We start from the raw sequence: 23,486 nt of genomic DNA, 5'->3' as shown, positions 1-23,486 counted from the left end.
GGCTTCGGTAGGGACAAGCCAGGTGGTTGCAGGGACGGCCGGAGGCGAAACGATTCTCTTGAGTACTCGTCAAGTTGCGGTGAAGTCACGCAGTGCGCTCCTGGTCCGCGCCGGACACGGGTCGGCGGCTGCCACGGCCGTGCCGGGGCTGCCCGCGGCGGGGGCGGAGGCGGCCCCCGCCCCGGCCGCCGGGTCCGGGCCGGAGCCCGGGCCGGTGGCCGAGCCCGCTCCCCCGGCCCCGGCGCAGCCGGTGCGGCCCGCGCCCGCGCCGGTGATCCCGGCCATGCCGACCGTCGCGCCGTCGATCCCGGCCCCGGCCGTCGCGCCGTCGTTCCCGCCCCCCGTCGCCCCCGGGTCGCAGGCCGGGCCGCCGCCGGTCGTGCCGCCGCTGTTCACCGATGCCCCCGGCCTCAACTGGGCCGGACCGGGCGACCGCTGGAGCCGGGCGTGGACGGACCAGCCGTCGGCCGGCTCCCGTCCGGCGCTGCCGCCCGCCGCCGAGGCGGCCGCCCCCGGGCCGGGGCCCGCCGGGGCCGAGCTGCCGCCGACCGCCCACGACATCGCGCTGATCCGGGCCAGTCTGGCGGTGGTCGAGCCGGTCGCGGACCGTGCCACCGCGCACTTCTACGCCCTGCTCTTCCTGCACCACCCCGAGATCAGGTCGCTCTTCCCGGCGGCCATGGACGTGCAGCGCGACCGGCTGTTCCGGGCGCTGCTCCAGGCGGCCCGCGGCGCGGACGACCCGGCCGCGCTGACCGAGTACCTGGGCGCACTGGGCCGGGGGCACCGCAAGTACGGCACGCTGGCCGCCCACTACGGCCCGGTGGGCGAGTGCCTGGTGGCGGCGCTGGCCAGGTACGCCGGCAGCCGCTGGGACGGCGGGACGGAGCTGGCCTGGCGGCGCGCCTACCGGCTGATCTCCACCGTCATGACCGACGCCGCCGAGGACGCCGCGAAGGTCGCGCCGCCCTGGTGGCAGGCCGAGGTGGTGGCGCACCGGCGGGTGACCCCGGACGTCGCCGTGGTCACCGTCCGTCCGGACGCGGCCTACCCGTACCGCGCCGGGCAGTACACGACGCTGGAGACGCCCTGGTGGCCGCGGGTCTGGCGGCACTTCTCGTTCGCCTGCGCGCCCCGGCCGGACGGCCTGCTGTCCTTCCACGTGAAGGCCGTCCAGGCCGGCTGGGTCAGCAACGCCCTGGTGCACCGGGCCGCGCCCGGCGACGTGCTCCGGCTCGGGCCGGCCGCCGGGGCGATGGTGGTGGACCACGGTTCGGGGGCCGACCTGCTCTGCCTGGGCGGCGGCACCGGCATCGCGCCGGTCTGCGCACTGGTCGAGGAGGTGGTCGAGCACGGCGCGGCCGGGCGCTCGGTCGAGGTGTTCTACGGGGCACGGCAGAGCGCGGAGCTGTACGGGCTGGAGGTGCTGCGGCGGCTCGCCGAGCGCAACCCCTGGCTCACCGTGCGGCCGGTGCTGTCCGGGCCGGGGGCGTTCTCGGCCGATCCCGCCACCGGGGGTCCCGGGCCGGGCGGGGCGCTGCCGGGGGAGCTGCCCGAGGTGGTGGCCAGGTTCGGCCCCTGGTCGGGCCGCGAGGCGTACCTCAGCGGCCCGCCGGCCATGGTGCGGCGCGGGGTCGGCGTGCTGCTGCGGGCCGGGGTGGCGCCGGAGCGGATCCGGCACGACCTGGTCGGCGACCTGGCGGCCGGATAGCGGGCGCCGCCGTGGACCCGGCCCCCGGGCGGCCCGCCTCTCAGCCGAGGTCGGGGGCGAGCAGGGCCCGGACGCCCTCGATGTTGGCGGCCAGGTACGCGCGCAGGCTGGGCGGCACCACGTTGACCGAGGTGACGCCCTCGCGGGTGAAGGGCAGCCGGACGATCTCGTACTCCCCCTGCGGCTCGTCGACCTCCGGTCCGTGCCGCAGCGACGGGTCCATCGAGGCCAGCCGGCAGGCGAAGAAGTGCTGCACCTTCACCCCGTGCGGGTGGAGCAGGGCGTCCTGCTCCGCCGGGGTCCGGCCACCCGGGGAGTGGGGGACGGTGTGCGCGATGGTGTCGACGAAGGCCGGGACGACGTCGACGACCTTGCCGCCGAGTTCCTCGTCCACCTCGCGGTGCAGGGCCTCCACCACGGTGCGGTCCTCGGGCTCCACGCCGCCGCCGGGCGTGATCCAGTACGGGCGGCTGCCCGGCCTGGTGCGTTTGATCAGGACGATCGAGGCCGGGCCGTGCGGCGTGTCCGGATCGAGTTCCAGCAGGATCGCCCGTGCGGTGCGTTTGACGACGGGACGCGGCGGGTTGGCCATGGCCACCTCCGGGGCTGGAGCGTTGTGCGGGAGTCTGCCGCGCCTCGGGGCGGCCGAAACGCTGCCCGGCCCGGGTGCGTCCGTTCGGGCAGAGGGAGCAAGATGCAGTGGATCTTGGATACTTCGGCAATCATTGCAACCCGCTGGCATTTCCTTGGCAATTCGCCTATCAGATCTACTATTCGAAGGTTTTTGGCCGGTGCTACGCACGAGAGTAATTGCGGCAGGGCGCCGCCTGTGCTGCAATGAGCCACTGTCGGGCGAAACGGAGCGGCCCACTCCGTATGCCTTCCTGTGCAATGAACTTCGGGGCTGGGGGCTGGGTGTGGCCATGGATCAGATCGCGGAGCCGTCGGAAACCGTCCGGCTGGGCAGGGTGCCCCGGTCTCCGGCGAAGGCGTCGCCGAGGAAGGACGGGCAGCCCACGCTGATCGCCTCCGTGCAGCGCGCGCTGCGCCTGCTCGAAGCGGTCGGGGAGTTCCTGCAGGGAGCCACCGCCAAACAGCTCGCCCGGGCCGCGGGGCTGCCGCTCGGTACCACGTACCACCTCCTGCGCACCCTGACCCACGAGGGGTATCTGCGCCGGGCCGACGGCAGGTTCTTCTACGGCGACTCGGTCGAGGGCATCAGCCGGGCGGACGAGGCGCAGTCGGGCCGCACCGATCTGCGGGCCCGGATGGAGCAGTTGCGGGACGAGCTGGGCGCCGCCGTCTACCTAGCGGTCTACGAGGAGGGCGAGGTGCGGGTGGTGGACGTCGCCGCCGGGGCCAACCAGCCGTCGGTCGAGATCTGGGCCGATCTGCGGGCCACCGCGCACGCGCACGCGATCGGCCAGTGCCTGCTCGGCCAGCTCTCCGAGGAGGCCAGGCGCGATCACCTCGACCGCCACCCGCCCACCGGGCTCACCCCCTCGACGGTCGCCGGTCCGGCCGCCGTGCTGCGGCTGCTGTCGACGGTGCGGCCGGCCGTACCGGTGCTGGAGTGCCAGCAGTACGCACTGGGCACGGTGTGCGCGGCCGTGCCGATCACGGTGGGATCGGTGGTGGCCACCATGGCGCTCTCGCTCCCGCTGGAGCAGGCGGGACGGCTGCGGGCCACCGCCGAACAGCTGCGGCAGAAGGTTGGCGCGATGTCGCCGTCCTTCGCACTCTGACCGGCGCCACGGGCGCCTCGCCGCCGGGGCTCCTGGGGCATGGGGGGTCACCGGGGCTGCTGCGGCGTGGGACCGGGCGGTTCGTGCTCGTTCACCATTTGAAAAAGCACACCTTGTCCACTACCTCCCCAAACGTGGACGATGAGGTTTGAACGGGGGATCGGGGCGAAAACAACAGAATTGGCAGGACTTCTCGGAGTCGGCAGCCGCACGCTCCCGGGCGATCCCGGGGCGGGGCATCCGCTCCGGCGGGGAGCGCCCACTCGGGGCATCACCGTATGTACACAGCAAACCGCAGTTTCCGGCCATCGGTGGACCATCAGCACGCACAGCCGGGCAGAACGAGAGGTACTGGCGCATGCACAGCACAGTCCAGGGCCACGTGGTCATGAACCTCGTGGTCTCGAACGAGCTCTCCTTCCGCATCGTGGTCGATCTCGAGTACGACCCCGACGACCCGTTCGCGGTCCGCTTCACGTTCCATCTGCCCGGCGACGAACCGGTGACCTGGGTCTTCGCCCGCGAGCTGCTGCTCGACGGGATCAGCCGCCCGACGGGCGAGGGTGATGTGCACATCCACCCCATCGGCGCGCAGGAGCTCTCCGACGTCTGCATCGTGCTGCACTCGCCCGAGGGCGACGCGCTGCTGCGTGCCTCGGCGCCGCCGCTGATCGCGTTCCTCACCCGGACCGACCGGCTGGTGCCGATGGGCGAGGAGCTCACCGGCGGCGAACTCGACGAGCAGCTCGCCGACATCCTCAGCCGGGGGTGCGAGAACAACGCCGGCTGACCCGCTCCGCGGCGGGTCCGCGGGAGTGGCCGGGGGCGCCGCCGGGAACGGCGAAGGGGCCCCGCACACCTTCGGTGCAGGACCCCTCCCGGTGCCGCCGGTCGGCCGGCACTCACCTCACGGCGACGTCAGCTGTAGTAGCCGAGCACGTCGACGATGACGTGGGCCCGCAGGCTCGCGTTGTAGATCTCGATCGCGCCGGAGCCGCCGACCGGAATCGTGACGTGGTTGGCGATGGTCTGGCCCTTGCTCCAGTTGAGCGCCGAGGCCGTGGTGGTCCCGTTGTACGGGTACACCTCCAGGTGGCCGTCGTCGTACGTGTCGGTCACGGTGATGTTGAGCACCACGGCCTTGGACTGCGACAGCAGCCCGCCGAAGTCCAGCGGGAGCGTGCGGATGGTGTGGTCCTCGAACGGGCCCTGGTAGGTGCCGGTGCCGGTACGGGTGTCCATCAGCCGGTGCGGCACCGTGGTGTGGAACTTCGCGCCCGTCGTGTCCGCCGTGAAGTAGCCGAAGAGGTCGGCGATCACGTGCGAGCTCGTCCAGGTGTCGTTGAGCAGGATGACCTTGCCGTCCGGCCCGACCGGGACGATCACCTGGTTGGCGATGGTCTGGCCGGTCGTCCAGTTGAGGTTGGACGTGCTGGTGCGGGCCCCGCCGGAGGGATAGGCGGTCAGGTGGCCGTCCGACTGGGTGCCGGTCACGGTCACGTTGAGCACGGCCGCGGTGATGCCCTGCGCGGGCAGGCCCGGGCGGCCGGCGATCGCCAGCGGGATCTCCTGGTAGGCGCCGGCGGGCCGGCCGCCGGTCTGGCCGCCGCTCTGCCGGGTGTCCAGGATGCGGGTCGGACCGGTGGCCGTGAAGGTCGACCCGTCCGTGGCCGTGCTGGAGTAGAACCCGGACACGTCGGCGATCAGGTGGGCGGCGTCCCAGCTGCCGTTGTACAGCTTCACGGTGCCGTCGGCGCCGACCGGCACGGTCACCAGGTTGGGGATGGTCGTCCCCTTCACCCAGTTGATGTTGGACGTGCCCGGCTGCGCCTTGCCGGAGGGGTAGACGGTCAGGTGGCCGTCCGCCCGGGGCTGGGTGACGGTCACGTTCAGCACGACGCCGGTCAGGCCGTCCGTCGGGATGCCGGGCCGGCCGGCGATCTTCAGGGAGAGGGTCTGGTAGGCGCCGACGGGGCTGCCCGCGGTCTGCCCGCCGCCGTCCCGGGTGTCCAGCAGGCGGCTGGGCGCGACGGCCTTGAAGGTGCCGGCCGGGCTCTGCGGCGGTGCGGCGCACAGGACGTCGGTCAGGGTGCCCGCGTTCGGGGTGCCCAGGCCGGTGGCCAGGTCGTAGCCGGCGGTGGCCTGGTAGAGGCCGCCGATGTAGCCGGAGGCGGCCAGCACGTTGTTCCCGGTGGTGACGTCGGTGAACGCGTTGCTGCCCTTGGCCTTGTAGAGCGCGGGGTTGAGGAAGCCCACCGGGCCGTCCGCCGCGCACTGCAGGGAGGAGTCGGCGTGGGCGGCGATGGCGGCCCACACCGGGGCCGCCCCGCTGGTGCCGGCGATCCGGCCCCAGTACTGGAGACCCTGGGCGTCGACGCCGACCGCGATCAGGTAGCCGTTGGACCCGTCCGCGAGCGCGGACACGTCCGGGACCTGCCGGCAGGCGGTGCCGGTGGCCGCGGAGCAGCGGCTGTCGCTGTACCCCTGGCCGGTGGTACCGGCCTGGTAGCCGGTGGCCTTGTCGAGGGCCCAGGTGGCGGAGGCGCCGCCGCCGGTCGCGCCGCCGCGGTTCCACGCCGACTGGACCAGGTCGTAGGAGTGACCCGTCATCGAGGTGCCACCGACGGCGGTGACGTACGGCTGGCTCGCCGGGTCGTCGGTGCTCAGCCGGGTGTCGAGCGGTCCGTTCTGGTGGTAGCAGCCGGTCGAGCCGCTGTCACCCGAGGCCGCCACCATGGTCTGGCCCTGTGCGGCCGCCTGCTGGAAGATCAGGTTCTCGGTCGCCGTCATCGCGGGGTCGGAGTCCGCCTCGCAGAGTCCCCAGCTGGTGGACACCACCTGCGCGCGGTTGTCGTTCACGATCGCGCGGTAGACGTCGAGGATGTTGGTCTTGGTGGCGTTCTGCGCGTCGGGGCCCTGGTAGACCAGGATGTTCGCGTTCGGGACGAGGCCGAGGACGGTCTCGATGTCGAGTGCGGACTCGATGCCGTAGTCGGAGAGGTCCGGTGCGTGGGTCGGGCCGCCGTCGACCCTGACCCGCGAGACCGAGGTGCTGGTGCCGTAGCACTGCTGGTAGGCCGCGACGGCGGCGTCGGAGTAGTCCTCCAGCTCGAAGATCGCCACGGTGGTGTTCGAGCCGCCGTCGACGAACGGCAGGCCGTAGACGGAGGCCAGCGCGGAACTGCTGTAGTAGTCCCGGTAGTCCGCCCGGCCGAACTGCTGCTGCTGCCAGTCCTGGACCCACTGGCACAGCTGCGGGGCCGCGGTGGTGCCGGCCCGGGGTGCCACCCCGGCGCCGCCGGTGGCCTGCGGCGTGACGGCCTTGGGGGCGGCGGCGGCGCCGTCCGGCAGGGCGTGGTTGCTGCGGACCTTGGCCAGGGTGTTCAGGCCCACCACGCCGGTGACCGAGCCCGCGATGCTGCCGGGCAGCTCGGGCGCCGTGGCGTTGGCGTACGCGCTCCGGCCGTCGGCCAGCCGGTAGCCGGTGATGTCGGTGCTGAACGCGCGCTCGGCCTCGGCCACGGTCGTGGTGACCGGGATGGTGAGGCCGTCGGCGCCGACCGCGCCGGGGTGCAGGCCGAGGTCGGTGAGCGCCTTGGCCGCCTTCTCCAGGGTGGCCGGGTCGGCGCCGAAGCGCTGCCCGAACTCCCCGGTCTTCAGGTACTGGTGATACTGCGCCGAGCCGGGGGTGGACACCGCGCCGACGAAGCTCTGCAGGGCGCCCGGGTCACGCGGCGACAGCGTGACGCCGAGCTGGAGCACGGTGTCGTCCGTCGGCGCGGCCGCGACGACGGCGCCGGCCGGTGCGGTCGGGGCCTTGCCGACCCGCTGCGGCGCCGGGGCCGGTGACGCGCTGTCGGCGAACGCCGTACCGGGGACGAGCAGTGCGGCCACCAGCGCGGCCGTCGCCGATCCGGTGAGCAGACGCCTCGGCGACGGCTGCCGGCGGGCTCGGGGCCCGCGGGCACCGGCTATTCGGAATCCGCTGGGCGGATCCGTGGGATGGGCCATCCACATTCTCCTGAGACGTACGAGAGTGAGTGCTGCGAACGCAGCCTCCGTGGTGACTCCGACGGCCGGGAGGAATCGCTCCGGACGAGGACGGCGGGGAATCCCGGTCCGCGCGGACGTGCTGTGGATGGCCGTGCGTACCGAACGGCCCGAATCCCCCCAACTCCCCCACCCCCGGCGGTGGAATCACCGAGGGTCGTTATATCAGTCGCGCTCCGGACTCCGGAAAGGGGATATCGACCTGCGGGACCGCGCCCGGTCCGCGCCCGGTCGCGTCCGGACGCCGGCACTCCGCGCCCGTACGACCGCGCCCTGTACGACCGCGCGCCCGCCCGGAGGACCGGGCGGGCGCGGGAACGGGCGTGGGAAGGGGACGGGTCAGTCGTCGTCGAGGGCCAGGCTGAGGCCCCAGGAGACCAGGCTGATGATCAGGGCTCCGAACAGGGCGGCCCAGAAGCCTTCCACGTGGAAGTCCAGGTCGAGCTTGTCGGAGGCCCACGAGGTCAGCCACAGCATCAGCGCGTTGATCACGAAGGTGATCAGGCCCAGGGTCAGGATGAACAGCGGCAGCGAGAGCAGCTTCACCAGCGGCTTGATCAGCCAGTTGACCACCCCGAAGATCAGGGCGACCGCGATCACCGTGAGGGTTTTGTGCCCCCAGTCGCTCCCCGTCAGGGTGATGCCGGTGACGATCCAGGCGGCCACCCAGATGGCGGCCGCGTTGATAAGTGTCTTGATGACGAAACCCTTCATGGCGCGATGGTCGCAGGCCGTTCGGGTGGGGGGAAGCTCCGCGCGGACAAGTTGTTGTTGAATGCCCTTGGCCGAAACGCCCCCGACGCCGATGCAGACCGTCCGTACGGGGACCCACACACCGAGGAACTGGAGCGGCTGCCGATGAAGGTGTTCCGGCTGGACGCGCTCGACGCGGAACGCGTCGCGAACGAGGGTGCCTATCTGCGTTTCCTGAAGGAACGCCACATGTCCGCCGGGTTGTACGCACTCTCCCCCGGTGACACCGACCAGCAGACCGCGCACGACCAGGACGAGATCTACCAGGTGGTCAGCGGCCGGGCCGAGCTCACCGTCGGCGCCGAGACCACCACCGTCGGCCGGGGCACCGTGGCGTACGTGCCGGCCGGTGTGCCGCACCGGTTCCACCACGTCACCGAGGAGCTGCGGGTGCTGGTCGTGTTCTCCCCGCCGGAGGACTGAGCGGCGGCCCCCGGTAGGGTCGTCCGGACCAGTCCGTGATCACCGCGGGAGCCCGTGGCAGCGGGCTGAGAGGGCGCTGAGCGGCACGTACGGCGGGTCCGCCCGCCGGGGTGCGGCCGGCCGCGCCGACCGCCAGAACCTGGCCGCCACGGGGGCGAACCCCGTGCGGGACAGGGAGGGAGCAGCAGTCATGACCCCGAGCCCGACCGGGAGCGCGTCCGGCGCCACGCCCGTCGCCACGCCCGTCGCCACGCAGAGCCTGACCGAGGAGCTCTGGGCGGCGATCGAGCCGGTGTACACCCGGATCCTCGACCACCCGTTCCTGGGCGGCCTGACCGACGGCACCCTGCCGCGCGCCGCGTTCCGGCACTTCGTCGTCCAGGACTCGCACTACCTGCGCGACTACGCCCGGGCACTGGCCGTCTGCGCGGCCAAGGCGCCCGGTGAGGAGGACGTCCGGGCGTTCGCCGACGACGCGGTGGGCGCGCTCGCCGCCGAGCAGGGCATGCACGCCGAGTTCATGGACGCCCTCGGCGCCGGCGCCGAGCAGGCGGCCGCCGAACCCGTCCTGCCCACCACCCGGGCCTACACCAGCTACCTGCTCGCGACGGTGTACGGCGGCTCCTTCGCGGAGGCGGTCGGCGCGGTGCTGCCCTGCTACTGGATCTACGCCCGGGTCGGCGAGCAGCTGCTCGCCAGGTCCTCGCCGGACCCGCTGTACGCCCGGTGGATCGCCACCTACGGCGACGAGGCCTTCCAGAGCGTGGTCCGGCGGGTGCTGGCGCTCACCGACCGGATCGGCGAGGAGATCTCGCCGGCCGAGCGGCGCCGGGTGGTCGAGCACTTCACCACCACCTCCCGGTACGAGTGGATGTTCTGGGACGCCGCCTGGCGCGGTGAGACCTGGCCGGTCTGATCCCGCCGGGGGCTCTCGCGCTCTCTCCCCGGGGCCGGTCCGAGGGCTCCCGGGGAGCGACTCCCAGGGTTGGCCCCGGGGTCGGGACTCGGGGTGATCTCCGGGTTCTCTCGGGGCTGCGGGCCCTCGTTCCGGCTGCTCGGCACCCGTACGATCGAAGTACCGAAGCAGACGGGATGCGGCACCGGACAGGCAGCCGGCCCGAGGGGAGAGAAGGAACGGACATGGCTGAGCTCTGGAAGTCGCTGCCCTCGTGGGTGCGCAACATCGTCGTCCCGATCATCGTGCTGATCCTGGCGTGGCAGATCATCGGATTCGTGTTCGGCGTGGTCGGCGCCCTGCTCGCGTTCGCGTTCAAGGTCCTGGTGGTGGTCGGTATCGCCGCCGCCGTGGTGATCCTGGTGAAGAAGGCCGCCAAGAACTGACGGTCCTCGGCCGGCGACGCCCGTACCCCTGTCCCAGGGGTACGGGCGTCGCCGCGTTCACGGCCACGGCAGGGCGGAGTCCAGATCCCACCGGGGCCGCCAGCCGGTGGCCCGGGCCCGGGTGGTGTCCAGCACGACGTCCCGGGCCAGCTGGTCGACCGCGTACCGGGTGAGACCGGGAAACCGGCCGGTGCGGGCGGCGAACTCGGCCAGCCGGACGGGCAGGTGGCCGATCCGCACGCTCCGGCCGTGGGCCGCCAGGACGCGGCGTACGGTTTCGTCCCGCCGGTACGGCCGGGCGTCGGCGATGTTGTAGGCGCCGGGCGGCCACCCGGCGGCGGCCAGACAGGCGTCCGCGAGGTTCTGCACCGCGGTCAGGCTGAGCGTCACGTCCGGGCCCGGCAGCAGCAGCACCCCGTGCCGGACCCGCTCCAGCAGTCGCGGCACCAGGTGCGGATCGTCCGGTCCGTAGACCGCCCGCGGGCGCAGCACCACCGCGCCGGCGGCCAGCGCGAGCCGCTCACCGGCCGCCTTGCTGCGCCCGTACGCGTTGAGGTGGCCGCCGGCGGTGGGGTGGTCCTCCCGGACCAGCGAGCGGTCGGGCCGGGGGTCGTACACGCTGGCGCTGCTCACCCAGACCACCGGGCGCCCGGCCGCCGCTTCGAGCAGCCGGGCGGTCCCGTCGACGTTGACGGCGTGGTGCAGGGCCTCGGCGGGGGAGCCGGGGGCCGGGTCCCCGACCGCGGCCGCGCAGTGCACGACCAGGTCGGCGCCGGCCAGGTCGGGGCGTCCGGCGGTGGCGTCCCAGCGGATGTGCCGGCCGAGCGGGCCGGGAGCGCGCCCCAGGCAGAGCACTTCGGCGCCCAGGGCGGCGGCCGCGAGGGCCACCCGCGAGCCGCAGAACCCGCTCGCGCCGGTGACGGCCATCCTCATCGGCTCGCTCCCCGGCCGGCCGGTCGCCCGGCCCTGACCTGCAGCTCGGCCCAGCCCGGCAGGGCGGAGCGGTGGTCGGCGCGGGCCCTCACGACCGTCGGCCGGTACGGGGCCAGGGCCAGCAGGAACTCGGCGAGCAGCGCGCGGGCAGCGGCGGCGCCCGGGCAGGCGTGCGGGCCCGCGCCGAACACGGCCTGGGTCGCCCGGGCCGGGTCGACGGGGGTGTCGCGGTGCGACTCGGCGGCATGCCGGGCGACCAGGACGAGGCGGTCGCCGCGGGCGATCGGGCAGCCGGCGACGGTGGCGCCGGCCGCCGCGACGCGCGGCAGGACGGGCGAGGGGGCCGTCAGCCGGAGCAGTTCCGAGGCGACCCCGGGGGCGTTGTCGGGCGTGAGCCCGGCCCAGAGGCCCGCGTCGGCGCACCAGGCGGCGGCCCGGGGGAGGGCGGCCACCGTGGTGTTGACGGCGGCCACGGCCAGCATCGCGTCCAGGCCGTCCGGCAGCAGCGAGTTGAGCCGGGCGGCGGCCGTCGCCGCGGCCTCGGCACCGCCGGGGCGGCGGCGCCCCGGCAGGTGGTCGCGGGCGGTGGCGGCGGCCGCCTCGGTGGCGGCGTGGGCGAGCAGCAGCGGATCGGGCGCACCGGCGGGCCCGGCGGCGGTCGGGGCCGGGGTGGTCAGCGCGGCGGCGGTCAGGCCCGCCAACTCGGCTGCCAGCGGTACGAGATCGAGGGCCAGGCCCCGGCCCAGGACGGCCAGGCGCTCGTCCAGCACGGCCTGCCACCGTGGGCGCAGCCGCAGCGCGGTCCGGGCGCCGAGGTCGGCGGCCAGCGTGCGGCGGGCGGCCCGGTGGTCGTCGCCGTCCTGGTCGAACAGCAGCCCGCCGCCGGTGAGTTCGGCGGCCGCGCCGCCGGTGGTGCCGGCCGCGGTGCGGTCCAGCGGGAGCCGGGTGAGCACCTCGTGGTAGGCCGCGCCGCCGTGCACCAGCACCGTCCGGCCGATCCGGACCACCGGGCGGCGACGGGTCGCGGCGAGCAGGACGAACAGGACGGGATGGCCGGCCAGGTAGACCCGGCGGTCGCGGCGCCGGGCCCGGCGCGTGCCGGCGCCGCTCATCGGGCCGGCTCCCCCGCGCAGAGCCGGGACGCGGCGGCCCGGTCGGGTTTGCGGGAGCGGCCGGCGAGCGGCACGTCGGCGAACAGGACGGCGTCCGGCCGGGCGCTGCCCATCCGGGCGAGCGGCTCCTCCAGGGCGGCGCGCAGCCGCCGGTGGTCGGCCCCGGGGCGCGGCTGGACGAGGGCGACCAGCCGCTCGTCGCCCTCCGCGTCCGGGACGCCCACCAGGACGGCCAGTTCGACCCCGGGCAGGTGCAGCGCGGGTTCGTACAGCCCGGGGTAGATGTTCTCCGCCCGCCGCAGCACCATGTCCTTGCAGCGGCCGGCCAGCGCGATCCGTCCGTCGGCGGTCAGGGTGGCCCGGTCCCCGGTGCGGACCCAGGGATCGGGCTGCTCGCCGAGGTAGCGGTGGCGGACGCCGGGGCCGGTGAGCAGCAGCTCACCGTCCTCCGCGAGCCGGGTCCGCACCCCCGGGAGGGGGTGGCCGACCAGATCCCCGGCGCCGGTGAAGGCGGCCTTCTCGGCCTCCTCGACGGCCGCGGCGGGGAAGAGCTCGGTCAGCGCGTACACACTCCAGGCCTCGGTGGCCCCGGCCCGCTTCACCCGGCGCAGCAGCTCCGCGCCGGCCGGGGCGGAGCCGGTCCAGACCCGGCCGGTGAAGCCGGCGCCGGCCGCCAGGGCGGCCCGCAGCAGCGGTGGGGTGAGGTATGTCTCGGCGGGCGCCAGGTGGTGGAGCTGGCGGGCCAGCGCGGCGGGCGAGCGAGCCGGCAGGGCGACGCCTGCGCCGGCAGCCAGGGCGGGCACCAGGACGAAGAAGGTGCCCCCGAGGACGGTCGATCCGTCCTGCGGCCGGACCAGTGCGGCGACGGTGCGCAGGCCCGCCGCGAGGCCGGCCCGGCTGTGCACGACGGCGCGCGGGTCGGCGGTGGTGCCGGAGGTGAAGACGATGACGGCGTCCGCGTCGGGCCCCGGGTCGGCGGCCCTCGGCGGCGGGGCGGGGGCCGCCCGTAGTCCGGGTGCGCTGCCCGGCCAGCGCCGCCCGAGGGTGGCGACCGGCCCGAGTTCGGCGAGCGGAGGGAGCGCGAGGTGGGCCCGGCGGGCGAGCGGGCGGGCCCAGCCGGTCACCGCCTGGGCGGCGGCGTCCGCGAGGATCAGCGCGGGCCGGGCCAGCGACAGCCGGGCGCGCAGCACGTCCGGACCGGCGCTCGGGTCGAGCACGGCGATCCGCAGCCCCAGGTGGTGGGCGGCGAGCAGCACGGCCAGCGCGCGCGGCCCCGGGCGGACGGCCACGCCCAGGGTGTCCCCCGGGCCCAGCCCGCGCCGGTGCAGGGCGGCGGCGTAGGCGTCGGCGAGGTCCGCGAGCTCACCGCGGCGGATCTGCACCCGGGCGGCGCCGCCACGGGTGTTGCGCAGTACGGCGGGGCGCTCGGGCGCGGTGCGCAGCGCCCGAGCGAGGTTGTCCAGCACGGATCGGTCCTTCCGGTGTGCTCGGGCGGGGGTCGGCGGCGCGTCGTGCGCGCGGTGGGCGCGGTGGGCGCGGTGGGCGTCGTGCGCGCGGTGGGCGCGGGTGCGGCGGGTCAGCGCGGATTGGCGCCGTGCCGGCCGCTGCCCCGGTCCAGGTACCAGCGGGCCGTCCCGAGCACGCCGAAGGCGGTCAGCCGGCGGGTGGAGTTGTGCACCGCCATGGCCCGGCAGCGGCTGATCGCGGTGGTGTGCCGGCGGACCCGGTTGAGGAAGGCGCGGTCGGTGGGGGACGGGCGCCGGGGCATGCCGCCGACGGCCTCGTACAGTTCGGCGGTGATCGCCATGTTGTTGCCGGCGTGCATCCGGTAGGGGGCCAGGTAGCCGTGCCGGCGGTGGTGGGCGGGGCGCAGGCGTCCGAACACGGCGGCGGTGAGGACCAGCGCGCGGAAGCCGGCCCGGCCGAGCGGGCCGTGCTCGTCGCGCCGGGCCAGGATCCGGCCGCAGACCAGTCCGGGGCGGGCGGTGAGCGCGATCCGGGCGGCGGCCGTCCAGGTCGGCCGGGGGACGCAGTCGGCGTCGGTCCGGGCGAGCAGGGTGGCGCCGTGTGCCAGGGCGTACCGGAACCCGGTGTCGACGGCGCAGCCGACGCCCTTCTCCGACTCGACCAGGACCCGCACGGGGAACGGCGCCTCGGCGGCGAACGCGCGGGCCAGCGCGGCGGTGCGGTCGGTGGAGCCGTTGTCGACGACCAGCAGGGTGAAGTCCCGGTCGTGCTGGCGGGCGAGGGCGGTCAGGGTGTCGCCGATCCTCGCCTCCTCCTGGTACGCGGGGACGATCACCCAGAGCCCGTCGGGGCTCCCCGGGCCGGCGGTCACGACGCCTCCCAGACCATGGTCATCAGGCTGACGCCGCCGCCCAGGCCGATCAGCAGCACCCGGTCCCCCGGAGCCAGCTCGTGCCGGACGCGGTCGAGTTGGAGGCCGAGCGTGGCGCTGGCGACGTTGCCGACGTCCGGCACCGTGAGCACCAGCTTCTCGGCGGGCACCCCGGTCAGTTCGACGAACCGTTCCAGGTAGGGGACGGTCACCTGGTGGACCAGGACGCGGGCGTAGGCGTCCCAGCCGAGGCCGGTGCGGGCCGCCACCCGGTTCAGGATGTCGCCGCCGATCTTCTCGAAGACGGTGCGCAACCGCGTCCCGCCGCCGCGGAAGTAGCTGTACTCGTCGCCGCGCGGGTGCCGCGAGCCGCCGCCCGGGATGCCGCCGACCGCCCAGTGCTCGGAGGCGGTCTCGGTCTCGACGTCGAGGATGCCGCCACGCGCCACCGGCTCGACCACGACGGCGGCGCCGGCGTCCCCGAAGGTGTAGCCCGCGAAGCCCTCGCGGAAGTCGGCGAGGCCGCCCGGGTCGCGCCGCATCGCGCGGCTGGGGGTCTCGCCCGTCACCACCAGCGCACGCCGGGCCCGGCCGGCCAGGATCATCGCGCGGGCCAGGTCGATCCCGTTGAGGAAGCTGTTGCAGGCGTTGGCGACGTCCAGGGCGTGGGCGCGGGAGCCGAGTTCGGCCTGCACCAGGTGGGCGGTGGCGGGTTCGCACAGATCACGGGTGGCCGAGGCGTACAGCAGCAGGTCGATGTCGGTGGCGTCGATGCCGCGGGCGTCGAGGGCGCGGCGGGCGGCGCCCAGGGCGAGCGTGGAGGCGTACTCGCCTTCGGCGGCGAAGTGCCGGGTGACGATGCCGGTCGCCTTCTCGAACATCCGCTCGGGAAGCCGTAGTTCCCCGGCCACCTCGTCCTGGAGCTGTTGCGAGGTCAGCCGGTGGGCGGGCAGAAACGAGCCGACGGCCGTGATGCCGACCCGCGCTATCGGGAGGTCCATGACGCCATGCTCCCGTCGCGCGCGCTCCGACGGCCTGAGTACGGGTACTCAGTTCCGGGCCGCCGGATACCCAACGTGCCCGCCCACCGGGATCGGTGGACGGGCACGCGGCAGGGCGGGGGTGGGTCACCCGTTGGTGAAGTAGCCGAACAGGTCGGCGATCACCTGGGTGCTGCCCATGTGGTTGAAGACGTCGAACCTGCCGTCGGCGCCGACCGGCGTGGTCACCTGGTTGGGCACGTCGCGCCCGGGCACCGGGTTGAGGTTGCTGGTGCCCGGCAGGGCCGTGCCGGTGGCGTGCACGATCAGGTGGGTGTCCGTGGTCGTCCCGGTCGCGGTGATGTTGACGACCGCGGCGGTGGCGCCCGCCGGGACCCCGCCGACGCTCCGGGACGCCCCCTGCCCGAGCGCGCCGCCGCTCAGCCGGGTGTCCAGCAGGCGGGCCGGGGTGACCGGGGTGAACAGGCCGCCGCCGTCCGGACCGTAGTAGCCGAACACGTCGACGATCACGTCGGTGCTGCCGAGGTGGTTGTACAGGTCGATGCTGCCGTCGGCGCCGACCGGCACGATCACCTGGTTGGGCACGGTCCGGCCGGGCCCGAAGTTGAGGTTCGAGGCCGCCGGCCGGTTCGCCCCGGTGGGGTAGACGATCAGGTGGCTGTCGGCGGTGGCGTCGGTGGAGGTGACGTTGAGGACGACCGCGCCCGCATCGGCGGGGACCCCGGCGCCGGTGACCTTCAGCGAGCGGGCCCTGTCCTGGCCGAGCGGGGAGTCACCGGCGGCCCGGGTGTCGAGCAGCCGGGCCGGCGTGACGGCGGTGTACTTCGCCGGGCTGTCCGCCCGGTAGTAGCCGAGGACGTCGGCGACGGCGCCCACCGCGCCGGTGCTGTTGGTGATCGTGACGTTGCCGTCGGCCCCGATCGGGACGGTGACCACGTTGGCGACGTCCTGGCCGGGCCCGTAGTTGACGTTCGAGGTGGCCGGCCGCTCGCCCCGGTTGGGACCGGCGGCGAGGAAGCCGGTGCCGCTGCCGCCGGTGGCGGTCAGGTTGATGACGACGGCGGTCGCACCGGCCGGCACCACGGCGGCCGAGCCGTTCGCCTGTGCGGAGCGCACGTTCACGTCGATGCTGCTCCACGCGCCGTGCTGCTCGTTGCGGCTGCCCGGCACGCGGGTGTCGAGCACCCGGGCGGGCGTGATCGCGGTGAAGCCGGCGGCCGCGTAGGCGGCGGTGACCTGCCGGGTGGTGCTCGCGCTGCGCCCGGCGAAGTCGGTGACGGTCAGCCTGACGGTGTAGGTGCCGGGGTGGCCGTAGGTGTGGGTGAAGCCGCTGTACGAGCGCGAGTCGGAGCTGCCGTCGCCGAAGTCCACCGCGTAGTCGCGGATGCCCCACGGGCTGCTGCCCCCGGTGTCGAGCCGGAAGCCCAGCGGGTCGGTGCCGTTCGGCGTGGCGTCCAGGGTCGGCACGACCGGGCCGTCCGGGTTGACGGTCACCCAGGAGCCGTCCGGTGAGGCGACGCTGCCGCCGATGCCGTCGGTGACGGTGACCTTCGCCGGGTGGCGGCCGACCGTGGAGTAGGTGTGGCGGACCGTCTTGTCCGTGGTGACCAGCGGCGCGGAACCGTCACCGAAGTCGAAGGTGTAGTGGAGGACCGTCGGCCAGCGGGTGGAGGAGTACGCGGTGAGCTCCACCACGAGCGGGCCGGGGCCCTGCGGGCCCGGCGCGGGGTGGTCGACGCCGTACAGGTTGAGCGAGGCGTACCGCAGGCCCTGCACCTCGAACGCGCCCCGGTCCCTGACGCCACCCCCGGGTCCGGTGTTGGCGACCAGCGGATCGTCCACCACGGCCTTGCCGAACATGTCGGTGTCCGGCAGACCGGGCGCGGCCGGGTCGCCGGAGTCGACGGCCGCGGTGGCCGCGTCCGTGGGCATCGGGTAGAGGCCGGTGACCCCGTCGAACGGGACGTCCGCGTCCGAGTCGTGCGAGCCCTGGCCCGTCCCGGCGGTGAACGCTGCGGGGGCCGGGTAGCCCGTCCCGCCCCAGGCGTACGCGTCGCCCGGCTGCGGACGGTGGACGATGTTGTAGTCCATCGTCGTCCCGGGTACGGAGTCCGCCGAGACCGACACCGGGGCCACCGACGACCGGGTGGCCGACGCGATGACGATGTTGTTCTCGATCACGGAGCCCGGCGAGGCGCCGCGCAGGTCGAGACCGGCGCCGAGACCGACGAGGGTGTTGTTGGTGAGGACCGTGCCGGGGGCGTCCGTCACGGTCAGGGCGGTCGACCCCGGGGAGCTGACGCTGTTGCCGACGATCGTGGTGTGCTGCGAGCCGGTCTCCACGACGATGCCGGCGTTCCGGTAGACGATCGACCTGCTGACCGTGACGTGGTCGTTCGCCCCCGACAGCCGGACGGCCGCCGATCCACCGGGCAGCGGCGCGGTCCCGGAGTACTCGATGATGTTCTGGTCGAGCTCGATCCTGCTCGAACCGGTGACCAGGATCGGGTCGGCCGTGCCGTAGATGTCGAATCCCCGGACGATGACGTCGGTGACGCCGGAGAGTTCGAGGACATGGCCCGACTCGTTGTGCAGCGAGGGCTGTCCGCTCATCCCCGAGCTGTCCAGGGGGGCCAGCGGTGATCCGTTGATCACGATGGGGTGGCCCGGACTGCCCGAGTGGGTCAGCTTCGCCCCGCCGGCCAGGTCGGCGCCCGGGGCCACCTGTACCGTCTGGCCCGGCCGGGCGGCGTCGGCGGCGGCCTGGATCGTGCAGTACGGCTGTGCCTGCGTGCCCGCACCGCCGTCGAGGCAGTGCGCCGCGGCGGCGTTGTCCACGTACAGCACCGAGGCGGGTTCCGCGCCCGACGCGACGGTGGGCAGGCCGACGACGGCCGAGACGGTGGCGGCCGCGAGGCCGACGGCGTGACGAAGACGCACGGTGTTGTTTCCCCCTGGCGAAGAGCATGATGGCGCGATCGCTCGACACGCGCGACGCCGGGGCGCCGGCGAGGCGCCCCCGGGGTGCGGGCGTGGAGCAGGAACAGGGTAGCGCTGTGAAGATCCACTGCGAGGGCGGGACCGGCGGCCGACCGGGGGGAGGGGCCCGGCGGCGTGCCCGCGCCGTTTCGGCGGGGGCACGCCGCCGGTCGGTCAGTCCTCCTGGACCGGGATGGACTGCGCCCGGGGGCGCTCGGCGGCGGCCTGCGCGGGCAGGTCGGCGGCCGGCTGGGTGGCTCCGTTCATGGTGCCCAGCAGCTGACGGGCCAGGCCGAGGCCGGTGCCGCCCATGGTGAGGGCCTTGGCGAACATCTCGCCCATGCCCTCGGCGCCGTTCAGCAGCACCATGTGCTCGACGTTGCCGAACGCCTCCGCGCCGGCCCGGACGATCTCCGGCCAGTTCTCGGCCAACTGCTGTGCGACCACGGCCTCCTGGTTCTCCGCCAGGGCGGCCGCACGGGCCTTGATCGCCTCGGCCTCGGCGAGGCCGAGCGCACGGGCCGCCTCGGCCGCCGCCAGGCCCTTGGCCTCGGCGGAGGCGGCCTCGGCCTGGCCGGTGGCACGGGTGGCCTCCGCGGAGGCGAGGCCCCGGGCCTTGGTGGCCTCCGCCTCGGCGAGCGCCGCGATCTTCACCCGGTTCGCCTCGGCACCGGCCTTGAGCTCGGTCTCCTTGGCCTGGGCCTGGGCGGCCGAGATCCGGGCGTCGCGGTCGGCGTCGGCCTTGGTCCTGGTCTCGTACGCGCGGGCGTCGGCCGGCTTGCGGACGTCCGCCTGGAGCTGCTGCTCCTTGCGGTGCGCCTCCAGCTCGGCGACCTTCGTCTCCTGGACCACGACCTCCTGGCGGGAGGCGGCCAGGGCCAGCGGCCCCGCCTGCATGGCGCGGGCGGTCGCGGTCTCCATCTCGGCCTGGTAGCCGGCCTGCTGGATGCCGCTGTTGCGGGTCGCCTCGGCCTTGCGGGCGAAGGACTCCTGCTCGGCCTCGGTGGCCTGGCGGTCCGCCTCGGCCTGGGCGATCCGGGCGTCGCGCATGACCCGGGCCGCGTGCGGAGCGGCCAGGTTCTGGATGTAGCCGGTCGGGTCGAGGATCTCCTGGATCTGCAGCGAGTCGATGATCAGACCCAGCTTCTCCATCTCGGTGCCGGAGGCGGCACGGGTCTCGCCGGTGAGCCGCTCGCGGTCGCGGATCATGTCCTCGACGGTCAGGCCGCCGACGATCGAGCGCAGGTGGCCGGCGAAGACGTTGTGGACCCGGTGGCCCATCATCGCCTGCTGGTCCAGGAAGCGGCGGGCGGCGTTGGCGATCGACACCGCGTCGTCGCCGACCTTGAAGATCACAACGCCCTTGACGTGCACCGGGATCCCCTGTGAGGTCACGCACTCGACGTCGAGGTCGGCCTCGTTGAGGTCCAGCGACAGCTTGCGCACCACCTGCACGCCCGGGGTCACCAGCGTGCCGCGGCCGGTGACGATGCGGAAGCCGAGCCCTTCGCCGACCCCCTCGGCGCGGTGCCTCGAACCGGAGATGATCAGTGCCTCGTTGGGCTCGGCGACCCGCCACATGAGCTTGAAGAGCACGATCAGGATGATGAGAGAGGCGACGGACGCCCCTGCGATGCCGATGAGCATCGGCTTTTCCCCCTTCAGGGCACACCGGTTCCGTGGCTGCGCTCTGTTGTGCAGGATGGCGCGGAACGCGGTGGCAGCAGGAGATTCTGCGCCTCTTTCGATCATTTTGGAAGCGCTCCGCGTCCTGATTCTGCATCAGTCTCCCGGTCGCCCGTCCGCCCTGGTCAGCGCGGTGTCGGTGCCCCTTCGGCGCTCGTCCCGGCACCCGCCGGCGCTCAGAGCGGGGCCACGTACACCGTGCGCGGCGGCTGGTGCTCGATCACCACCACCTGGGTGCCCGGGCGCAGCCGCTCCCCCGGTACCGCCAGGTACGCGAGGAAGGCCTCCGTCCCCTGCCGCTGCGGTACGTGCAGCAGCACCTCGCCGACCAGGCCCTCTCCCACCGTGCCGGTCACCCGGCCCGTACTGCCCACCATCGCCGGCCTCCTTCGGTTCCGGACCAAGTGTGACGCCCCTGCGCCCGGCTAGCATGGCGCGGTGCCCAGCCTCTCCCGCCGCGCGGTCCTGGCCCTCGGTGCCGGAGTTCTCGGCACGGCCGTGCCCGCCGGTTGTTCGGGGCCCGCGCCGCGCGGGGAGCTCCGGTTGGCCGCGGGGCCGGAGGGCGGCCCGTACGAGGCCTTCGGCCGGCGGCTCGCGGCGGAGATCCACGCGGCGTACGGCGGCTTGGCGGTCGAGGTCATCGGTACGGCGGCGAGCGTGCAGAACCTGCTGCTGCTCGGCGGGCGGGAGGCCGAACTGGGGCTGACGCTCGCCGACAGCGCGGCGGACGCGGTGGCCGGGCGCTTCTCCTTCGACCGGCCGGTGGCGGTCTCCGCGATCGCCCGGCTCTATCTGAACCAGCTGCACCTGGTGGTGCCGGCCGGCTCGCCTGTCGGTTCGGCGGAGCAGCTGCTCGGCCGTGCGGTGTCGCTGGGCGCCGCCGGGTCGGGCACCTCGGTGGTGGCCGAACGGGTGCTGGCCGCGGCCGGGGTCGATGCCGGCGGCGCCCGGCGCCTGGGCCTGCCGGAGTCGGTGGCGGCGCTGCGGTCGGGGGCGCTGGAGGCGTTCTTCTGGTCGGGCGGCGTCCCGACCCGGGCGATCACCGAGCTGGCCGCCGACCTGCCGATCCGGCTGGTCCCGCTCGGCGGGCTCGCGCCGGCACTGCGACAGACCTACGGTCCGGTCTACGAGAGCGTGTCGATACCGGCGGGAGCCTACGGGCAGCGGGAGCCGACCACGACCTTGGGCACGCCGAGCTACCTGGTCTGCCGCGCGGAGCTGGCCGCCGCCACCGTCCGGGCCGTCACCGAGGTGCTGTTCCGGCGGCGGGAGCGCCTCCAGGTGCCGGACGCGCCGGGCAGCCGGCTGGACGAGCGCTACGCGATCGGCACCGGAACCGTGCCCCTGCACCCCGGGGCGCAGGCGTACTACCGCTCGGTCCACGGCTGAGGCCGCAGTTCCACCACCAGCCCGTGCGGGTGGTTGGGCAGCAGGGCCAGGGCGCCGCCGCAGGCCCGGGCCAGTTCGGCGGCGATGGCCAGTCCGAGCCCGCTGCCGGGGACGTTGCCGTGCCCGGGCGCCCGCCAGAAGCGGCCCAGAGCCGCCTGCCGGCTCTCCTCGTCCAGTCCCGGCCCGTCGTCCGCGATCCGGAGCACCCCGTCGGCCAGGGTGACGTGGACCCGGCCGCCGGCGGGAACGAACTTCGCGGCGTTGTCCAGGGCGATGTCGGCGATCCGGGCCGCCGCGGCCGGTACCGGGCCGGTCGCGGCGATCTGCGTCCCGAGCCCGATGCCGCGGGCCGCGTACACCTCCTGCCAGCCGGCCAGTCGGGGCAGCAGGTGCTCCACCGCGTCCAGTTCGGGCAGACCGGCGTCGGCCTCCACCCGGGCGAGCGTCAGCAGGTCCTCCAGCAGAGCGTTCAGACGGTCGAGTTCGGCGAGCGTCTCGTCGAACTCGGCCCGGCCGGCGGGGACGAGGTGCGGCTCCAGGTTCTCCAGGCGCAGTGACAGCACGGTGAGCGGCGTGCGCAGCTCGTGCGAGGCGTCCGCGACGAAGGCCCGCTGACGCTCCAGCGCCCCCGCGATGGCATCCGCCATCGTGTTGAACCGCTGCTCCAGGCGCCGCAGTTCGGCCGGGCCGCGGGAGGTGCCGGCGCGGGCGTCCAACCGGCCCTCGGCGATCGCCCTGGTGGTGCGGTCGAGTTCGCCGACCGGCCGCAGGATCCAGCCGGCCAGCCGGCGGGCGGCCACCAGGGAGCAGAGCAGGGCCGCGAGCGAGCCCCCGGCGAGGGCCGCCCAGACGGCCGCCACCGCGCGGCGCGCGGCGCCGGTCGGGGCCCGCATCAGGACCGTCCCGGTGACCTGGGCGTCCCGCCCGGCCGGCTCCGCGATCAGCACGCCGGCGGGGCCGAAGGGGGTGAGCAGCGGCAGCCGGTCGGTGGTGCGCCCGGACAGCGCGCGCGAGACGGCGGCCTCGTCGCGGACGCCGCCGCCCGCGACGGTCACGCCGTCCCGGTCGCGGATCTCCACCGCCGTCGCGTACAGGGCGCTGTAGCGGGAGACCTCCAGGGTGAGTCCGGCGGTGTCCCCGTCCCGGATCGCGCGGTCGGCGAGTTCCGCGAAGCGGGTGGCGTCGGCGCGGCGGGCGAGCAGCAGCTCCCCGGTGCGGTGGGAGGAGTAGGCCAGTGCGAGCGGTACGGCCAGCGCCGCGACCAGGCAGGCGATCAGCAGTGTGTAGACGGCCAGCAGACGTCGCTGCATCAGGCGGTGGCCAGCCGGTAGCCGGTCGCGCGCAGGGTCTCCACCAGGCCCGGTCGACCGGTCTTGGCGCGGATCCCCGCGATGTGGACGTCCAGCGAGCGGGACGCGGAGAGCAGGACGTCCCCCCAGATCTCGTCGAGGATCTCCTCGCGGCTGCGGACCACCCCGGGCTCGCGGGCGAGGAGTGCCAGCACGTCGAACTCCCGCCGGGTCAGCACGACCGCGGCGCCGTCCACGGTCAGCCGGCGGGTCTCCAGGTCGATCAGGGTGTCGCCGACCGAGACCTGTCGCCCGGCGGCGGCCCGGGGCCTGGTGCCGCGCCGCTGCACGGCCTCCATCCGGGCCACCAGCTCCGCCGTCCGGAACGGCTTGACCAGGTAGTCGTCCGCTCCCGAGCGCAGCCCTCTGACGATGTCCCGCTCCTCGGTCCGCGCGGTGAGCACGATCACCGGCACGGTGGAGACCCGGCGCAGCCGGCGCAGCGCCTCCAGGCCGTCCATGTCGGGCAGTCCGAGGTCGAGCAGGACGAACTCGGCGGTGTCCTTGAGCCGGAGTGCGTCGTCGGCCCGCCCGGCCCGGACCACCTGGTGCCCGTGCCGGGCCAGCGCGGCGGCCAGGGCCGCCGCGAGCCGGTCGTCGTCCTCGACGAGGAGTACGTGCATGCCGCTCAGGGTAGGTCCGACCGGGGCGCGCCGCGGGCTCTTCGCGGGCCCGG

20 protein-coding genes are annotated in these 23,486 nt (G+C 74.7%); 7 read left to right on the top strand and 13 right to left on the bottom strand.

Translation table 11 applies throughout. The features are described 5' to 3' along the window. The first annotated feature begins 79 nt into the window (after positions 1-79). A complete protein-coding gene (locus tag OG823_RS16530; protein ID WP_371480329.1) occupies positions 80-1,711 on the top strand; it encodes a globin domain-containing protein in 1,632 nt (543 codons plus the stop codon). Between the two features lie 40 nt (positions 1,712-1,751). Here the strand turns inward: OG823_RS16530 and OG823_RS16525 are convergent, their stop codons facing one another. Beyond that, positions 1,752-2,303, bottom strand: coding sequence for an NUDIX domain-containing protein (locus OG823_RS16525; protein ID WP_371480327.1), 552 nt, complete (start codon positions 2,301-2,303; stop codon positions 1,752-1,754). Positions 2,304-2,634: 331 nt separating this feature from the next. Here OG823_RS16525 and OG823_RS16520 point away from each other — a divergent pair, with 331 nt between their 5' ends. Next, a complete protein-coding gene (locus OG823_RS16520; protein WP_371480326.1) occupies positions 2,635-3,456 on the top strand; it encodes an IclR family transcriptional regulator in 822 nt (273 codons plus the stop codon). 358 nt (positions 3,457-3,814) lie between these two features. After that, positions 3,815-4,246, top strand: a complete 432-nt coding sequence (locus OG823_RS16515) for an SsgA family sporulation/cell division regulator (protein WP_371480325.1) — start codon at positions 3,815-3,817, stop codon at positions 4,244-4,246. A 128-nt stretch (positions 4,247-4,374) separates the two neighbouring features. Here the strand turns inward: OG823_RS16515 and OG823_RS16510 are convergent, their stop codons facing one another. Both OG823_RS16510 and OG823_RS16505 read right to left on the bottom strand, forming a co-directional pair. Next, complete coding sequence (locus tag OG823_RS16510; protein ID WP_371480323.1) at positions 4,375-7,467, bottom strand: protease pro-enzyme activation domain-containing protein; 3,093 nt, start codon at positions 7,465-7,467, stop codon at positions 4,375-4,377. A gap of 378 nt (positions 7,468-7,845) precedes the next feature. Then, entirely contained in the window at positions 7,846-8,220 is a 375-nt protein-coding gene (locus OG823_RS16505) for a phage holin family protein (RefSeq protein WP_371480322.1), read from the bottom strand. A 144-nt stretch (positions 8,221-8,364) separates the two neighbouring features. Between OG823_RS16505 and OG823_RS16500 the strand changes: the two genes are divergently transcribed. The 3 genes from OG823_RS16500 to OG823_RS16490 all read left to right on the top strand — a co-directional run bounded on the left by OG823_RS16500 (position 8,365) and on the right by OG823_RS16490 (position 10,023). Next, entirely contained in the window at positions 8,365-8,682 is a 318-nt protein-coding gene (locus tag OG823_RS16500) for a cupin domain-containing protein (protein WP_371480321.1), read from the top strand. Between the two features lie 190 nt (positions 8,683-8,872). Then, positions 8,873-9,598 carry a thiaminase II gene (tenA, locus tag OG823_RS16495; protein ID WP_371480320.1) on the top strand — a complete coding sequence of 242 codons (726 nt, stop codon included), beginning with the start codon at positions 8,873-8,875 and terminating at the stop codon, positions 9,596-9,598. A gap of 224 nt (positions 9,599-9,822) precedes the next feature. Beyond that, on the top strand, positions 9,823-10,023 hold the full coding sequence (locus OG823_RS16490; protein ID WP_371480319.1) for a DUF5326 family protein: 201 nt from the start codon (positions 9,823-9,825) through the stop codon (positions 10,021-10,023). A gap of 57 nt (positions 10,024-10,080) precedes the next feature. On the opposite strand, the gene OG823_RS16485 is transcribed toward OG823_RS16490, so the two are convergent. The 8 genes from OG823_RS16485 to OG823_RS16450 all read right to left on the bottom strand — a co-directional run bounded on the left by OG823_RS16485 (position 10,081) and on the right by OG823_RS16450 (position 20,449). Further along, a complete protein-coding gene (locus tag OG823_RS16485; protein ID WP_371480318.1) occupies positions 10,081-10,956 on the bottom strand; it encodes an NAD-dependent epimerase/dehydratase family protein in 876 nt (291 codons plus the stop codon). Beyond that, the gene (locus OG823_RS16480) at positions 10,953-12,068 is read right to left on the bottom strand and encodes a cytochrome P450 (RefSeq protein ID WP_371480316.1); all 1,116 of its coding nucleotides are present in this window, start codon (positions 12,066-12,068) and stop codon (positions 10,953-10,955) included. The genes OG823_RS16485 and OG823_RS16480 overlap by 4 nt, the downstream gene beginning before the upstream one ends. Further along, the gene (locus tag OG823_RS16475) at positions 12,065-13,534 is read right to left on the bottom strand and encodes an AMP-binding protein (RefSeq protein ID WP_371480315.1); all 1,470 of its coding nucleotides are present in this window, start codon (positions 13,532-13,534) and stop codon (positions 12,065-12,067) included. Before OG823_RS16475 ends, OG823_RS16480 begins: the two co-directional genes overlap by 4 nt. Positions 13,535-13,644: 110 nt before the next feature. After that, positions 13,645-14,406, bottom strand: a complete 762-nt coding sequence (locus tag OG823_RS16470; protein WP_371480314.1) for a glycosyltransferase family A protein — start codon at positions 14,404-14,406, stop codon at positions 13,645-13,647. Beyond that, a complete protein-coding gene (locus tag OG823_RS16465; RefSeq protein WP_371480313.1) occupies positions 14,403-15,407 on the bottom strand; it encodes a 3-oxoacyl-ACP synthase III family protein in 1,005 nt (334 codons plus the stop codon). Before OG823_RS16465 ends, OG823_RS16470 begins: the two co-directional genes overlap by 4 nt. 126 nt (positions 15,408-15,533) lie before the next feature. Then, positions 15,534-18,347: a PKD domain-containing protein gene (locus OG823_RS16460; protein ID WP_371480312.1), complete on the bottom strand. Its 2,814-nt coding sequence runs from the start codon at positions 18,345-18,347 to the stop codon at positions 15,534-15,536. A 213-nt stretch (positions 18,348-18,560) separates the two neighbouring features. Next, positions 18,561-20,033, bottom strand: coding sequence for an SPFH domain-containing protein (locus OG823_RS16455; protein ID WP_371480311.1), 1,473 nt, complete (start codon positions 20,031-20,033; stop codon positions 18,561-18,563). 215 nt (positions 20,034-20,248) lie between these two features. After that, positions 20,249-20,449 (bottom strand): hypothetical protein, encoded by a 201-nt coding sequence (locus tag OG823_RS16450; protein WP_371480310.1) that lies wholly within the window; start codon positions 20,447-20,449, stop codon positions 20,249-20,251. A gap of 61 nt (positions 20,450-20,510) precedes the next feature. On the opposite strand from OG823_RS16450, the gene OG823_RS16445 reads away from it, so the two are divergent. Next, entirely contained in the window at positions 20,511-21,461 is a 951-nt protein-coding gene (locus OG823_RS16445; protein ID WP_371480309.1) for a TAXI family TRAP transporter solute-binding subunit, read from the top strand. Here OG823_RS16445 and OG823_RS16440 read toward each other — a convergent pair. Both OG823_RS16440 and OG823_RS16435 read right to left on the bottom strand, forming a co-directional pair. Beyond that, entirely contained in the window at positions 21,440-22,771 is a 1,332-nt protein-coding gene (locus tag OG823_RS16440; protein ID WP_371480308.1) for an ATP-binding protein, read from the bottom strand. The two genes, OG823_RS16445 and OG823_RS16440, sit on opposite strands and share 22 nt — an antisense overlap. After that, positions 22,771-23,433 (bottom strand): response regulator transcription factor, encoded by a 663-nt coding sequence (locus OG823_RS16435; RefSeq protein ID WP_371480307.1) that lies wholly within the window; start codon positions 23,431-23,433, stop codon positions 22,771-22,773. The genes OG823_RS16440 and OG823_RS16435 overlap by 1 nt, the downstream gene beginning before the upstream one ends. Between the last annotated feature and the right edge of the window lie 53 nt (positions 23,434-23,486).

The sequence above is a fragment of the Kitasatospora sp. NBC_00315 genome (assembly GCF_041435095.1).
In the GTDB taxonomy this organism is placed as follows: Bacteria; Actinomycetota; Actinomycetes; order Streptomycetales; family Streptomycetaceae; genus Kitasatospora.
This window is presented reverse-complemented; position numbering and strand designations above follow the sequence as displayed.

Bases quoted from the DNA above. Each gene is read 5' to 3' on its own strand.
- OG823_RS16525 (WP_371480327.1), bottom strand. From the start codon at position 2,303: ATGGCCAACCCGCCGCGTCCCGTCGTCAAACGCACCGCACGGGCGATC.
- OG823_RS16520 (WP_371480326.1), top strand. From the start codon at position 2,635: ATGGATCAGATCGCGGAGCCGTCGGAAACCGTCCGGCTGGGCAGGGTG.
- OG823_RS16515 (WP_371480325.1), top strand. From the start codon at position 3,815: ATGCACAGCACAGTCCAGGGCCACGTGGTCATGAACCTCGTGGTCTCG.
- OG823_RS16510 (WP_371480323.1), bottom strand. From the start codon at position 7,467: ATGGCCCATCCCACGGATCCGCCCAGCGGATTCCGAATAGCCGGTGCC.
- OG823_RS16505 (WP_371480322.1), bottom strand. From the start codon at position 8,220: ATGAAGGGTTTCGTCATCAAGACACTTATCAACGCGGCCGCCATCTGG.
- OG823_RS16500 (WP_371480321.1), top strand. From the start codon at position 8,365: ATGAAGGTGTTCCGGCTGGACGCGCTCGACGCGGAACGCGTCGCGAAC.
- tenA (WP_371480320.1), top strand. From the start codon at position 8,873: ATGACCCCGAGCCCGACCGGGAGCGCGTCCGGCGCCACGCCCGTCGCC.
- OG823_RS16490 (WP_371480319.1), top strand. From the start codon at position 9,823: ATGGCTGAGCTCTGGAAGTCGCTGCCCTCGTGGGTGCGCAACATCGTC.
- OG823_RS16485 (WP_371480318.1), bottom strand. From the start codon at position 10,956: ATGAGGATGGCCGTCACCGGCGCGAGCGGGTTCTGCGGCTCGCGGGTG.
- OG823_RS16480 (WP_371480316.1), bottom strand. From the start codon at position 12,068: ATGAGCGGCGCCGGCACGCGCCGGGCCCGGCGCCGCGACCGCCGGGTC.
- OG823_RS16465 (WP_371480313.1), bottom strand. From the start codon at position 15,407: ATGGACCTCCCGATAGCGCGGGTCGGCATCACGGCCGTCGGCTCGTTT.
- OG823_RS16455 (WP_371480311.1), bottom strand. From the start codon at position 20,033: ATGCTCATCGGCATCGCAGGGGCGTCCGTCGCCTCTCTCATCATCCTG.
- OG823_RS16450 (WP_371480310.1), bottom strand. From the start codon at position 20,449: ATGGTGGGCAGTACGGGCCGGGTGACCGGCACGGTGGGAGAGGGCCTG.
- OG823_RS16440 (WP_371480308.1), bottom strand. From the start codon at position 22,771: ATGCAGCGACGTCTGCTGGCCGTCTACACACTGCTGATCGCCTGCCTG.
- OG823_RS16435 (WP_371480307.1), bottom strand. From the start codon at position 23,433: ATGCACGTACTCCTCGTCGAGGACGACGACCGGCTCGCGGCGGCCCTG.